At 51.4% G+C, this 13,129-nt stretch carries 13 protein-coding genes; 6 read left to right on the forward strand and 7 right to left on the reverse strand.

Translation table 11 applies throughout. The features are described from left to right. Window positions 1-27: 27 nt before the first annotated feature. The gene (gene dhaR, locus OGX66_RS14090; protein ID WP_032950263.1) at window positions 28-1,953 is read left to right on the forward strand and encodes a dihydroxyacetone kinase operon transcriptional regulator DhaR; all 1,926 of its coding nucleotides are present in this window, start codon (window positions 28-30) and stop codon (window positions 1,951-1,953) included. Here dhaR and OGX66_RS14095 read toward each other — a convergent pair. Genes OGX66_RS14095 through OGX66_RS14110 form a run of 4 tightly spaced genes read right to left on the reverse strand, consistent with a single transcriptional unit; the run spans window position 1,931 to window position 4,446 of the window. Next, window positions 1,931-2,461, reverse strand: coding sequence for a cob(I)yrinic acid a,c-diamide adenosyltransferase (locus tag OGX66_RS14095; RefSeq protein WP_103798289.1), 531 nt, complete (start codon window positions 2,459-2,461; stop codon window positions 1,931-1,933). The genes dhaR and OGX66_RS14095 overlap by 23 nt on opposite strands. Next, on the reverse strand, window positions 2,462-2,815 hold the full coding sequence (locus OGX66_RS14100; protein WP_088903039.1) for a glycerol dehydratase reactivase beta/small subunit family protein: 354 nt from the start codon (window positions 2,813-2,815) through the stop codon (window positions 2,462-2,464). A 16-nt stretch (window positions 2,816-2,831) separates the two neighbouring features. Next, window positions 2,832-3,995 carry a 1,3-propanediol dehydrogenase gene (gene dhaT, locus OGX66_RS14105; protein WP_003024734.1) on the reverse strand — a complete coding sequence of 388 codons (1,164 nt, stop codon included), beginning with the start codon at window positions 3,993-3,995 and terminating at the stop codon, window positions 2,832-2,834. Between the two features lie 22 nt (window positions 3,996-4,017). Further along, complete coding sequence (locus OGX66_RS14110) at window positions 4,018-4,446, reverse strand: GlcG/HbpS family heme-binding protein (protein ID WP_003846242.1); 429 nt, start codon at window positions 4,444-4,446, stop codon at window positions 4,018-4,020. A 392-nt stretch (window positions 4,447-4,838) separates the two neighbouring features. On the opposite strand from OGX66_RS14110, the gene OGX66_RS14115 reads away from it, so the two are divergent. The 5 genes from OGX66_RS14115 to OGX66_RS14135 all read left to right on the forward strand — a co-directional run bounded on the left by OGX66_RS14115 (window position 4,839) and on the right by OGX66_RS14135 (window position 9,791). Continuing rightward, window positions 4,839-6,506 carry a propanediol/glycerol family dehydratase large subunit gene (locus tag OGX66_RS14115; protein ID WP_088903040.1) on the forward strand — a complete coding sequence of 556 codons (1,668 nt, stop codon included), beginning with the start codon at window positions 4,839-4,841 and terminating at the stop codon, window positions 6,504-6,506. Window positions 6,507-6,517: 11 nt separating this feature from the next. After that, a complete protein-coding gene (locus OGX66_RS14120; protein WP_003024724.1) occupies window positions 6,518-7,102 on the forward strand; it encodes a propanediol/glycerol family dehydratase medium subunit in 585 nt (194 codons plus the stop codon). A 2-nt stretch (window positions 7,103-7,104) separates the two neighbouring features. Next, window positions 7,105-7,533 carry a diol dehydratase small subunit gene (locus OGX66_RS14125; RefSeq protein ID WP_003024721.1) on the forward strand — a complete coding sequence of 143 codons (429 nt, stop codon included), beginning with the start codon at window positions 7,105-7,107 and terminating at the stop codon, window positions 7,531-7,533. A gap of 10 nt (window positions 7,534-7,543) precedes the next feature. Continuing rightward, on the forward strand, window positions 7,544-9,358 hold the full coding sequence (locus OGX66_RS14130; protein WP_088903041.1) for a diol dehydratase reactivase subunit alpha: 1,815 nt from the start codon (window positions 7,544-7,546) through the stop codon (window positions 9,356-9,358). Between the two features lie 109 nt (window positions 9,359-9,467). Further along, entirely contained in the window at window positions 9,468-9,791 is a 324-nt protein-coding gene (locus OGX66_RS14135; protein WP_001573898.1) for a DUF1889 family protein, read from the forward strand. A gap of 414 nt (window positions 9,792-10,205) precedes the next feature. Here OGX66_RS14135 and OGX66_RS14140 read toward each other — a convergent pair whose 3' ends face one another. From OGX66_RS14140 to OGX66_RS14150, 3 genes are read right to left on the reverse strand one after another with little or no spacing between them, the layout of a single operon-like run. Then, entirely contained in the window at window positions 10,206-11,453 is a 1,248-nt protein-coding gene (locus OGX66_RS14140; RefSeq protein ID WP_286511689.1) for a hypothetical protein, read from the reverse strand. Next, a complete protein-coding gene (locus OGX66_RS14145; RefSeq protein WP_286511690.1) occupies window positions 11,450-12,508 on the reverse strand; it encodes a phage integrase in 1,059 nt (352 codons plus the stop codon). Before OGX66_RS14145 ends, OGX66_RS14140 begins: the two co-directional genes overlap by 4 nt. Beyond that, window positions 12,508-13,095 (reverse strand): phage repressor protein CI, encoded by a 588-nt coding sequence (locus OGX66_RS14150; protein WP_286511692.1) that lies wholly within the window; start codon window positions 13,093-13,095, stop codon window positions 12,508-12,510. Before OGX66_RS14150 ends, OGX66_RS14145 begins: the two co-directional genes overlap by 1 nt. Between the last annotated feature and the right edge of the window lie 34 nt (window positions 13,096-13,129).

The raw sequence follows: 13,129 nt of genomic DNA on the forward strand, positions 1-13,129 counted from the left end.
GTCTATGGTTAAACAGCGGAAAGGGATATGACGGCGCACACGCATAGCATCGGGAAGGAAGTCTCTTCAGTCATTGCCCAGTCATGGCATCGTTGCAGCAAGTTTATGCAGCGGGAAACCTGGCAGGCGCCGCATCAGGCGCAGGGACTGACTTTTGAGTCGATTTGTCGTCGCAAGACGGCGTTGCTGACGATTGCTCAGGCTGCGCTGGAAGATGCCTGGGAGTTTATGGACGGCCGCCCGTGCGCGCTGCTGATTCTGGATGAATCAGCCTGTATTCTCAGCCGTTGCGGCGATCCGCAGACGGTAGAACAGCTGGCGGAGCTTGGGTTTCGTGACGGCAGCTACTGTGCGGAAAGCATCATTGGCAGTTGTGCCCTGTCGCTGGCGACGATGCCGGGTCAGCCGACAAAAACCTCTGGCGATCAGCATTTTAAACAGGCGCTACATCCGTGGTCGTTCTGCTCGACGCCGGTCTTCGATAACCATGGTCGACTGTTCGGCTCCATTTCGCTGTGTTGTCTGGTGGAGCATGAGTGCGTTTCTGATTTATCCCTGACGCTGGCGATTGCCAGAGAAGTCGGCAACTCTTTGCTGACCGACAGCCTGCTGGCTGAATCCAACCGCCATCTGAACCAGATGTACGGGCTGCTGGAGAGTATGGATGATGGTGTGATGGCCTGGAACGAACAGGGCGTATTGCAGTTCATCAATGCGCGAGCGGCGCTGCTTTTGCATCTCGATGCGCAGGCCAGTCAGGGGAAAAACATTCACGATCTGCTCAATCTCCCCATGCTGTTGCGCCGGGCGATCAAACATGCCCGCGGTCTGAATCACGTCGAAGTTACCTTTGAAAGCCAGCATCAGTTTGTTGATGCCGTCATTACCCTGAAGCCGATTGTTGAGGAGCAGGGCAACAGCTTTATTCTGCTACTGCATCCGGTGGAACAAATGCGCCAGCTGATGACCAGCCAGCTCGGCAAGGTGAGCCACACCTTTGAGCAGATGTCGACTGACGATCCGGAAACCCGCCGCTTGATCCATTTTGGACGCCAGGCAGCGAGGGGGAGTTTCCCGATCCTGCTGTGCGGGGAAGAGGGTGTTGGCAAAGAACTGCTGAGTCAAGCCATCCACAATGAAAGCGAGCGCGCCAGCGGGCCGTATATCGCCGTGAACTGTCAGTTGTATGCCAACAGCGTACTGGGGCAGGATTTTATGGGCAGTGCGCCCACCGACGATGAAAATGGCCGGTTGAGCCGTCTTGAACTGGCGAACGGCGGCACGCTGTTTCTGGAAAAAATTGAATATCTGGCACCGGAGCTGCAATCCGCGCTGTTACAGGTGATCAAACAGGGGGTGTTAACCCGCCTGGATGCCCGTCGGCTGATTCCGGTGGATGTCAAAGTGATCGCCACCACCACGGTTGATCTCGCCAATCTGGTGGAGCAAAACCGCTTTAGCCGTCAGCTGTATTATGCGCTGCACTCTTTTGAGATAGTGATCCCACCGCTGCGGGCGCGGCGCAGTAGTATTCCCTCGCTGATTTATACGCGGCTGAATAGCCTGAAAAAACGCTTTTCATACAGTTTGAAGATCGACGACGACGCGCTGGCGCAACTGGTGGCCTATTCGTGGCCGGGCAATGACTTTGAGCTGAACAGCATTATCGAAAACATCGCCATCAGCAGTGATAACGGCCATATTCGGCTGAGCAATCTACCGGATTATTTGTTTGCCGAACGTCCTGGTCTGGAGACGGCGTCTTCACTGCTGCCTGCTAGTCTGACGTTTACCGCTATCGAAAAAGAGGCGATTATCCATGCTGCCCGCGTCACCAGCGGGCGCGTGCAGGAGATGTCGCAACTGTTGAATATCGGTCGCACTACCTTGTGGCGCAAGATGAAGCAGTACGACATTGATGCCAGCCAGTTTAAGCGCAAGCATCTGGACTAGTTTCTTCAATTCTCGCCATCGAGAACAGCGCGTCTGACAGTCGGTTGATATAACGCCTGGGTTCATCGCGTAACGTTAGCGATCTGCTCATCGCGATGAGGACCCGCTCCAGTCGGCGCGTCAGGGTTCGCGCTACGTGTAGCTGTGCCGATGCGAGATTTTTCCCCGGAATAACAAACTCTTTGAGCGGGCCGCTTTGCGCCATATTGCGGTCAATAAGCTGCTCCAGCGCCTGAGTATCCTCTTCACCAATACGCTGTTGTAAGCGAGCGAGTCCTTTCTCATCGCTGGCGAGTTCCGCACCCAGAACAAACAGCATTTTCTGTATGGCGTGCAGATCCTGGCGTAGCCCGGCATGACGCGTGCTGGCATAGCAGACGCCAAGTTGGGAAATCAGTTCATCCACCGTGCCATAGGCCTCAACGCGGATGTCGTCTTTGTCGATACGGCTGCCGCCAAACAGTGCGGTCATGCCTTTATCGCCGGTTCGGGTGTAGATGCGGTACATTTATTTTATCTCGCTGAAGGGAATCACTTTGACCAGTTGACCGGCATTGGCGCCAAGCGTGCGGATCTGCGCAATTCCGGCGGTGATATGCCCACGGATCAGCGCCCGATCCTCGGGCAACTGGGCGTGGGTTAACGCAATATCACCCGTGGCGTTAAGACCCAGACCGACACGTAGCGTTGAGCTTTTGGCCGCAAGTTTGCTCAATGCCAGTGCGCAGTCATGCTCGTTGCAACAGATTGCCCGACAAGGGACGCCTTGCTCTTCCAGTCCCCAGCACAGCTCATCAAGCACGCGAGTATCCTGCCAGCGCGAGTGATAAAACAGATGTACGCCCGGTGATGAAAGTGACATTGCGCCCCCTGTACTATCAGAATGCCTGACGGAAGATCTCGGCAATTTCTTTCTCGTTTCCTTTGCGCGGGTTAGAGAAGGCGTTGCCGTCCTTCAGCGCCATTTCCGCCATGTACGGGAAATCGGCTTCTTTGACACCCAGATCGCGCAGATGCTGCGGAATGCCGATGTCAGCAGAGAGACGAGCAATGGCGTGAATGGCCAGTTCTGCGGCATCCATGGTGGAAAGTCCGTCAGTGTTTTCGCCCATAAACTCTGCAATGTCGGCAAATTTTTCCGGGTTAGCGATCAGGTTATAGCGCGCCACGTGCGGCAGTAGTACGGCATTCGCCACGCCGTGCGGCATGTCGTACAGACCGCCAAGTTGATGCGCCATCGCGTGAACGTAGCCGAGGTTGGCGTTGTTGAAAGCCATACCTGCCAGCAGGGAGGCGTAGGCCATATTCTCGCGAGCTTTCAGGTTGCTGCCCAGCGCTACGGCCTGACGCAAGTTGCGTGCGATCAGGCGAATAGCCTGAATAGCGGCAGCGTCGGTGACCGGGTTGGCATCTTTGGAAATATAGGCTTCTACGGCGTGGGTCAGGGCGTCCATACCCGTCGCGGCGGTCAGCGGGGCGGGTTTGCCGAGCATCAGCAGTGGATCGTTAATGGAGACCGACGGCAGGTTGCGCCAACTGACAATCACAAACTTCACTTTGGTTTTTGTATTGGTCAGCACGCAGTGGCGGGTGACTTCGCTGGCGGTACCGGCAGTGGTATTTACCGCAACGATCGGCGGCAGCGGGTTGGTCAGGGTTTCAATCCCGGCATAGCTGTAGAGATCGCCTTCGTGAGTTGCTGCGATACCGATGCCTTTACCGCAGTCATGCGGGCTACCGCCACCGACGGTAACGATGATATCGCAATGCTCTTTGCGAAAGACTTCCAGACCGTCACGCACGTTGGTGTCTTTGGGGTTAGGTTCAACGCCATCAAAAACCACCACGTCAATGCCCGCTTCACGTAAATGGGCGAGGGTTTTATCTACCGCGCCGTCTTTAATGGCCCGCAGACCTTTATCAGTAACCAGCAGCGCTTTTTTACCGCCTAACAGTTTGCAGCGTTCGCCGACAACGGAAATAGCATTGGGGCCAAAGAAGTTCACATTTGGCACCAGGTAATCAAACATACGATAGCTCATAATATACCTTCTTAGATTTAAATTATAATTCAGAGAAACAATTCAGTGCGGTTTCTGCTAATAATCTGTCTTGTTCCACGGTGCCGCCACTAACGCCAACGGCACCAATTAATTCACCGTTTAATATAACGGGTAAACCGCCGCCGAAAATAACAATGCGCTGTTGGTTGGTAAGCTGCAAACCATATAGCGAAGCACCAGGTTGTACCGCGTCGGTAATTTCATGGGTACCCTGGCGCAGGCAGCAGGCGGTATACGCTTTATTAAGAGAGATATCACAGCTGGTGACAAAAGCATCGTCCATGCGTTGCATTAGCAGCGTATTCCCACCGCGATCCACCACGGAAAAGACCACCGGAACGCTGATCTCAAGCGCTTTAGCCTCAACGGCCTGCGCCATTTTTTTTGCAGCCGCCAGCGTAATGGTGGCAATTTGTTGGCTCTTATTCACAGTTTCTCCTGAAAATGTTGTAGGGCTGAGGTCACGAAACATATCGCGCAACAGCTATTTTTATCATTGGCTTTACCTTATTTTCTCGCCGTGCGTTATTAAGTCAATAGGGCGAAAATTTCAAAGATATTAAATTCACCTTCCCGGTTTTGCGTTTATTGATAATGATCATTTAACCTCGTCACAATTCACGATGGATATTCCTGAATTGCGTTTCAATATGAAACGATGCGTTTTTATTAGGTACCAAATTGGAACGAAATTAATTTTATTTCTTTATTGTTCTGCTCATTTAGAGTTCGACCATTGCTGATGAAAGGCGAATGACGGGTGTTGTGTCCCCGGCAATGCGGCCCGGCGTCCCTATTTTTTATCTTTTGAGTCAATAAATCATGAGAAGATCAAAACGATTCGAAGTACTTGCGAAGCGGCCTGTAAATCAGGATGGGCTGATTGGCGAATGGCCTGAAGAGGGGCTGATCGCCATGGAAAGCCCCTACGATCCAGCGTCGTCGGTGAAGGTGGAAAATGGTCGTATTGTTGAGCTGGACGGTAAGAGCCGCGCCGAGTTCGACATGATCGACCGTTTCATTGCCGACTACGCCATTAACGTGGCTGAGGCCGAGCACGCCATGCAGCTCGACGCGCTGGAGATCGCCAGAATGCTGGTGGATATCCACGTCAGTCGGGAAGATATTATTGCCATTACCACCGCCATCACCCCGGCGAAAGCGGTGGAAGTGATGGCGCAAATGAACGTGGTGGAGATGATGATGGCGCTGCAAAAAATGCGTGCCAGACGCACGCCATCCAACCAGTGCCACGTGACCAACCTGAAAGATAACCCGGTACAGATTGCCGCCGACGCTGCTGAAGCGGGGATCCGCGGCTTTTCCGAGCAGGAAACGACGGTCGGGATCGCCCGCTACGCGCCGTTTAACGCCCTGGCGCTGCTGGTGGGTTCCCAATGCGGTCGTCCCGGTGTGCTGACGCAATGTTCTGTTGAAGAGGCCACGGAGCTGGAGCTGGGCATGCGTGGGCTAACCAGTTATGCCGAAACGGTGTCGGTGTATGGCACAGAATCGGTGTTTACCGACGGTGATGACACGCCGTGGTCCAAAGCGTTTCTCGCCTCGGCTTATGCATCGCGTGGCCTGAAGATGCGCTACACCTCCGGCACTGGCTCGGAAGCGCTGATGGGCTATTCCGAAAGTAAATCGATGCTATATCTGGAGTCGCGCTGCATTTTTATCACTAAAGGCGCGGGCGTACAGGGGCTGCAAAACGGTGCGGTCAGCTGTATCGGCATGACCGGCGCTGTGCCTTCGGGGATCCGCGCGGTGCTGGCGGAAAACCTGATTGCCTCAATGCTCGACCTTGAAGTGGCCTCCGCCAATGACCAGACCTTTTCTCACTCCGATATTCGCCGTACTGCCCGCACCCTGATGCAGATGCTGCCGGGTACCGACTTTATTTTCTCTGGTTACAGCGCGGTACCCAACTACGACAACATGTTTGCCGGGTCGAACTTCGACGCTGAAGACTTCGATGATTACAACATCCTGCAACGCGATCTGATGGTTGACGGCGGTCTGCGTCCGGTGACTGAAGAAGAAACTATCGCTATACGCAATAAGGCTGCACGCGCCATTCAGGCGGTGTTCCGCGAACTGGGCTTGCCGCTGATTAGCGATGAAGAAGTGGAAGCCGCTACTTATGCTCACGGCAGCAAAGATATGCCTGCGCGCAATGTAGTGGAGGATCTGGCGGCCGTGGAAGAGATGATGAAGCGTAATATCACCGGGCTGGATATCGTCGGCGCGTTGAGTTGCAGCGGTTTTGAAGATATCGCCAGCAATATCCTCAATATGCTGAGACAGCGTGTTACCGGTGATTACCTGCAAACGTCAGCCATTCTGGATCGCCAGTTCGACGTCGTCAGCGCCGTCAACGACATCAATGATTATCAGGGACCTGGTACCGGCTATCGCATCAGTGCCGAACGCTGGGCGGAAATTAAAAATATTGCGGGCGTGGTTCAGCCCAGCTCGATCGAATAAGGCGGAACACTGTGGAATGCACAACTGAACGTAAGCCGGTTTTCACCTTACAGGTGAGCGAAGGCGAGGCGGCTAACGCGGATGAACGCGTGGATGAAGTGGTGATTGGCGTCGGCCCGGCCTTTGGCAAGCACCAGCATAAAACCCTGATTGATATGCCTCACAACGCGATTCTGAAAGAGCTGGTTGCTGGCATCGAAGAAGAGGGATTACATGCGCGGGTAGTAAGGATCCTGCGCACCTCGGATGTTTCTTTTATGGCATGGGATGCGGCAAACCTCAGCGGCTCAGGCATCGGGATTGGCATCCAGTCGAAAGGAACCACGGTGATTCATCAGCGCGATCTGCTGCCGTTAAGCAACCTCGAGCTGTTTTCTCAAGCTCCGCTGCTGACGCTGGAAACCTATCGTCAGATTGGTAAAAACGCCGCGCGATATGCACGCAAAGAGTCGCCTTCGCCGGTACCAGTGGTCAATGACCAGATGGTGCGCCCTAAATTTATGGCCAAGGCCGCGCTGTTTCATATCAAAGAAACAAAACACGTGGTGCAGGATGCTGCGCCTGTCACGTTGCACATTGCACTGGTAAGGGAATGACCATGAACGACAACATCATGACTGCGCAGGATTACCCATTAGCGACCCGCTGCCCGGAGAAAATCCAGACGCCTACCGGCAAGCCGCTAACCGACATTACTCTTGAGAATGTGCTGGCGGGCCGCGTAGGACCGCAGGATGTGCGTATTTCTCAGCAAACGCTGGAGTACCAGGCGCAGATTGCCGAGCAGATGCAGCGTCATGCCGTGGCGCGCAATTTTCGTCGTGCGGCTGAGCTGATTGCGATTCCGGATGCCCGCATTCTGGAGATCTACAACGCGCTGCGGCCGTTTCGTTCTTCGTTCGCCGAGTTGCAGGCCATTGCCGATGAACTGGAACACACATGGCATGCCACGGTGAACGCCGGGTTTGTCCGCGAATCGGCAGAGGTATACCAGCAGAGAAATAAGCTGCGTAAAGGCAGCCAGTGACGGAGGCAGCATGCCGTTAATTGCAGGGATCGATATCGGCAACGCCACCACCGAAGTGGCGTTGGCGCAGGATGGCCGGTTTATCGGCAGCGGGATTGTCGCCACGACCGGTATGAAAGGCACGCGGGATAATATCGCCGGGGTAGTCGCGTCCCTGCAGCAGGCGCTGAAAAACACGCCGTGGTCGCTGCAGGACGTAGCAAAAATTTGCATCAACGAGGCCGCACCGGTGATTGGCGATGTGGCGATGGAAACCATCACTGAAACCATCATTACCGAATCGACAATGATTGGCCATAACCCGCAAACGCCCGGTGGCGTTGGCGTGGGTATGGGAACCACCATCGCCGTGGAGAAGTTGGCGGCGTTGAGCGAGGATCGATTTGCCCAGGGCTGGATCCCGTTGGTAGGTGAGGAGATGGATTTCCTTGAGGCGGTTTGGTTTATCAATGAAGCGCTGGATCGCGGCGTAAATGTGGTGGCGGCCATCCTGAAAAAAGATGATGGGGTGCTGGTGAATAATCGCCTGCGTCGGCCAATGCCGGTGGTTGATGAAGTCACCCTGCTGGAGAAGGTGCCGGAAGGTGTGCTGGCGGCGGTGGAAGTGGCGGCCCCGGGACAGGTGGTACGGGTGCTGTCGAACCCTTACGGCATTGCGACCTTCTTTGCCCTGACGCCCGAGGAAACGCAAACTATCGTCCCCATCGCCAGAGCGCTGATTGGCAACCGTTCCGCCGTGGTGCTGAAAACCCCGCAGGGCGATGTGCAATCAAGAGTGATCCCGGCGGGTAAGATCTTTATCCGTGGTGAAAAGCGTGGCGGTGAAGCCGACGTAGCGCAAGGCGCGCAGGCCATTATGCAGGCGATGAGCGCTTGCGCGCCCGTGCGCGATATTGCCGGGGAAGCTGGTACGCACGCAGGCGGCATGCTGGAGCGGGTGCGAAAGGTGATGGCCTCGCTGACCGGTCATGACATGAACACGGTGCATATTCAGGATCTGTTGGCGGTCGATACATTTATTCCGCGTAAGGTGCAGGGCGGCATCGCCGGAGAGTGTTCAATGGAGAACGCCGTGGGCATTGCGGCGATGGTGAAAGCCGATCGCTTACAGATGCAGGCCATCGCCAGTGAGCTGAGTGCCCGGTTAAACACGCCGGTTGAAGTTGGTGGCGTGGAGGCCAACATGGCTGTAGCGGGGGCGTTAACAACACCTGGATGCGCTGCGCCGCTGGCAATCCTCGATTTAGGCGCAGGATCTACCGATGCAGCCGTCATCAATAGCGATGGCATAGTGAAAGCGGTACATCTGGCCGGGGCGGGGAATATGGTCAGCCTGTTGATTCAAACAGAGCTGGGCTTAAGCGATGCATTTCTGGCGGAGGAAATTAAAAAATACCCGCTGGCAAAAGTGGAGAGCCTGTTCAGCATTCGCCATGAGAACGGCGCGGTAGAGTTTTTCCGCGAACCGCTCAGCCCGTCGGTGTTTGCCAAAGTTGTGTATTTGAAAGAGGGCGAGCTGATCCCGGTAGATAACCAGACCTCGTTGGAAAAAATACGTCTGGTGCGCCGACAGGCCAAAGAGAAGGTTTTTGTGACCAACTGCCTGCGCGCGTTACGCCAGGTGTCACCCGGTGGATCTATTCGCGATATGACTTTTGTGGTGCTGGTAGGCGGTTCTTCTCTGGATTTCGAAATCCCGCAGATGATCACCGATGCGCTGGCGCATTACGGCGTTGTCGCCGGGCAGGGCAATATTCGAGGTACCGAAGGGCCGCGTAATGCGGTGGCAACTGGACTGGTTTTAGCCGGAGATGCAAAAAAATAGCGCAGAAAACAGCCGCGCAAGCGTTTAGCTGCGGGGTAAGTCAAATAAAGGCGATGTTCTCTTTGATATCCCGGCGGAGTTGGGTACATAGTATAAATGTGTCTCTCACGTGGTTAATTTTAAGGATAAGAGCATGCCAACAGCAATTGAGAAAGCATTGGATTTTATTGGTGGTATGAACACTTCGGCGTCAGTACCCCATTCAATGGATGAAAGCACCGCTAAGGGAATCTTAAAGTATTTGCATGACTTAGGTGTGCCAGCGAGTCCGGAAGTTGTGATGGCACGGGGTGAGCAGGAGGGATGGAATCCCGAGTTCACGAAAAAAGTGGCCGGATGGGCAGAAAAAGTTGCCTCCGGTAACCGCATCCTTATCAAGAACCCAGAGTATTTTTCAACCTATATGCAGGAGCAGCTCAAAGAGCTAGTGTGAGCTGACTATCGAATCAAACTCTAACGGACGTTTCCATCTCGGGATGGCGGCGTCCAAATGGAATGCCAGCGATATGGGCTGGCGTATCGCGTGATATATCCTTATTCCCACGCCATCCCCCGCTACGCATTCAGAGCCATCCAATTATTGGCTTTGCCAACAATTGCATATATTTCCAATAACAAAAAGGACCTGCGATTTCTCGCAAGTCCTTGAAATTTGGTGGCCCCTGCTGGACTTGAACCAGCGACCAAGCGATTATGAGAACGCTGTCTCACCTTGAAAAAACAATAAGTTACAGGTGAATCATAAGCTTAAAGAATGAATGTTGCCGGTCTTTATTGGTCGTCTGAGTTCTGAGGGGGCAGAAAGGGGACAGGCTTCAAGGAACAGAGACTGTACCGCTACTAATGCTCAATCGTCAAAGTAGCCTTCAGGGAAAAAGCTTTCATGCATGCTTTGTATTTCAATATATCTATGATTTACATCTATAGTCTCATTCACAACATCCAGGCCCAATTTAACTGAGTTTATATTTAGACTGGTATTGCCGCAACAATATTCCACGCCAAGTTTGTTTATTGCAATGTCTTTGAATAAACCCCATGAAGTAAAATATAATGGTTCCCATTGTAAGGAATCAAATCCTTCCTTAATAATCTCCCATGTTGTTAATCCTTCAATATGAGGCGAGCAAATATTATTAAGAAATTCAAGAGAGGTTTTTATTATTGAGTCCATATTTGAACCATAACCATATGGCGAATGTTCCATATAAATATCTATGTATTTCTTCGTCATTTTGGGAAGGTCGTCATATGTGGATATTTCATTTGTATGGAGTATTCTCTCAAGACATTTAAAAGGGGCGATGCTTACCACATGAATGAAATATGGCGATAAACCAAACCCTAAATTCTCCTTACTTAAAAATGCGAATCCATGACTGTTTATTTTCTCTCCTTTTGTCGCGATCGTATCGATGCTTGCGAGCATTAATGGTAATTGTCCATGCAGTTTCGTTGGCGGAGGAGTGCGAGACTGTTGTGTATCGTCATACAGGCAGATAGTATATGCTGCTAGTTGTTGTTCGCTAAATTTTTCTGGAGGAATTCCTTGTACAAGCGTCTGTATGTCCACCACTTTAAGAAAGATATCATCGCCTTTCATGAGCGGTTCAAGGCAGAGAATGTTCTTGTTTTGCCAGACAATCGCGTTGTATAAATGATGTTTGATTAAAGTAGGCCATTTTGGAGACACAATTATGCTAATAATATCTCCATCCGATAAATGGTCTAGGGATGTTTTGACTTCAGCTGCGTAGGCAGATAACTCAGTACCGGCCTCTCTTGTAGCATTTCCGAAGTTTTTTAATTCTATTATTACGATTGCTTCTTTTTCAGGCGCATATGCAAGAATATCTGGCTTTAGTACATCACCCTTCTTATTCGATATATTTTCATTTTTAGATATAACATTCGTGATATGCAAGCCATTCAAACACGAGATGAAGCTATCTTTAATTTTTTGTTCGGGGGTATTAGTAGGGAGAAAGTTTGATATGTCATCAGTGTTCAATATTAATTCGTGAAGGCCTTCAACCTCCTCCAATCTTTCTTCCATCCATTCCTGCATTTCATCTTCATTAGCAAATATACTCATTTTTTTCTCTCTCTTATACCAAAGACCGAGTTTTTATAATTTAAAGGGTTATATTTTGTTGCTTCGTTCAAATGATTTGGAGCAAAGTGAGCATAGCGCATAGTCATCTTTATATCCGTATGGCCAAGTATGCTTTTAAGAACCAGTATGTTTCCGCCGTTCATCATAAAGTGGCTTGCGAATGTATGACGCAGTACATGTGAGAGCTGTCCGTCTGGTAAATCTAAATCAGCGCGTTCAACTGCTTTACGGAACGCCGAATAGCAAGAACTAAAGTAGCGGCCGGGTTTTGCTGGTTTTGGAAGTGCATCAAAGAATTCCTGGCTGATCGGCACTGTGCGGTTTTTGTTCCCCTTAGTTTTTGAAAAGGTGACTTTGAGATTTCTGATTTGTTTGGTTGTTACCGATTCAGCTTCATCCCAGCGCGCCCCTGTTACTAAGCACAGACAGGCAACCCAATATGCGCTTTCATTCCGACTTTTGGAACATTCATTCAGCAGTCGTTCAATTTCCTCGTCTTCGAGAAATGCCAGTTCTGCTTCTTCTGATTTAAAGGCCCGAACATTTGAAAGAGGGTTTTCCGGCTTCCAGTGGCCAAGTCTCTTCAGCTCATTAAACACCGCGCGAAAATATGCCAGCTCTAAATTCATGGTTCTGGGTGAAACCTGCTTAACGCGAGGTGTGCGGGATATCTCCCCGGATAGGCGTTTTTTACGGTATAGGGAAAACATGGTTGCATCAAATTCATGAGCAAGGGGATCGCCCATGCTTTCACAGGCAAATTCCATAGCGCTTTTGCGTTTTTCGCCATCGTCCAGTGTTACGCCATGTTCATCGAACCACTGGTTTACTAGGTCGCGCAATTTGCGGCGATCTTCTTTTCCGTCCAGCCAGGGTTTTACATGGACGTTTTCCATTATGTGGCTTTGGTAGGCCAACGCCTCACCTTTGGTGGTAAAGGTTTTACGGATGCGCTTGCTGGCTTTCCCCTGGGGTTTTCCTTCCGGGTAAAAGTCTAGCAGCCATTTCCCGTCCGCCTTCTTTCGTATGCTCATTATGAATTAACGATAGTCATCACGACTCGGCCGATAATTTCTATATCTTCCAAGCCGCAGTCAAAAGCCATACCCACGCCGCTAACTCGTACTTTTTTAACAGGAATACGGGTCAGTGTTCTTATGCTTGATTTGCCTTCAATGTTAACAAGCCATTCTCCATCGAAAACCTCCGCAAATTGCTGATCTAGGATGTACTGCGCTTTTTCATCCTGAACACAGATTGGCGCTGCCGGTAGTGGTGTACCAGCTCGGAAAAATATCTTGTCAAACATGGCATAGCCAGAATCGTAGAGTTGGCCATCTACAAGCTTTTTGCGTGGAAACTTTAAAATATCGAGTTCATTGTCATTGAATTTTTTCCCCTCACCAGTTGCCAGCCATTCCAGGTTAACACCTGTTTCAGCAATGCATTTAACGACAATATCAGCAGGGAAAACGCCACGCTTATAGCGAGAAGAAAGGGAGCTAGCAGCCATGTCTAGATGTTCGGCAAGCTGTAACTTTTGCGTAAAGCCGTAAGCCTCGATAACCCTGTTCAGAATAGGGGTGCTGTCTACGTCCAGATTGATTTTGAATGTGCTCATGACGAATCTCGTAATTCGCTATTCAAGAAATGAA

It is taken from the genome of Citrobacter sp. Cf072 (genome assembly GCF_030334485.1).
GTDB lineage: Bacteria > Pseudomonadota > Gammaproteobacteria > Enterobacterales > Enterobacteriaceae > Citrobacter > Citrobacter freundii.

Coding starts and splice junctions, on each gene's coding strand:
- dhaR (WP_032950263.1), top strand. CDS start 28: ATGACGGCGCACACGCATAGCATCGGGAAGGAAGTCTCTTCAGTCATT.
- OGX66_RS14095 (WP_103798289.1), bottom strand. CDS start 2,461: ATGTACCGCATCTACACCCGAACCGGCGATAAAGGCATGACCGCACTG.
- OGX66_RS14100 (WP_088903039.1), bottom strand. CDS start 2,815: ATGTCACTTTCATCACCGGGCGTACATCTGTTTTATCACTCGCGCTGG.
- dhaT (WP_003024734.1), bottom strand. CDS start 3,995: ATGAGCTATCGTATGTTTGATTACCTGGTGCCAAATGTGAACTTCTTT.
- OGX66_RS14115 (WP_088903040.1), top strand. CDS start 4,839: ATGAGAAGATCAAAACGATTCGAAGTACTTGCGAAGCGGCCTGTAAAT.
- OGX66_RS14125 (WP_003024721.1), top strand. CDS start 7,105: ATGAACGACAACATCATGACTGCGCAGGATTACCCATTAGCGACCCGC.
- OGX66_RS14130 (WP_088903041.1), top strand. CDS start 7,544: ATGCCGTTAATTGCAGGGATCGATATCGGCAACGCCACCACCGAAGTG.
- OGX66_RS14140 (WP_286511689.1), bottom strand. CDS start 11,453: ATGAGTATATTTGCTAATGAAGATGAAATGCAGGAATGGATGGAAGAA.
- OGX66_RS14145 (WP_286511690.1), bottom strand. CDS start 12,508: ATGAGCATACGAAAGAAGGCGGACGGGAAATGGCTGCTAGACTTTTAC.
- OGX66_RS14150 (WP_286511692.1), bottom strand. CDS start 13,095: ATGAGCACATTCAAAATCAATCTGGACGTAGACAGCACCCCTATTCTG.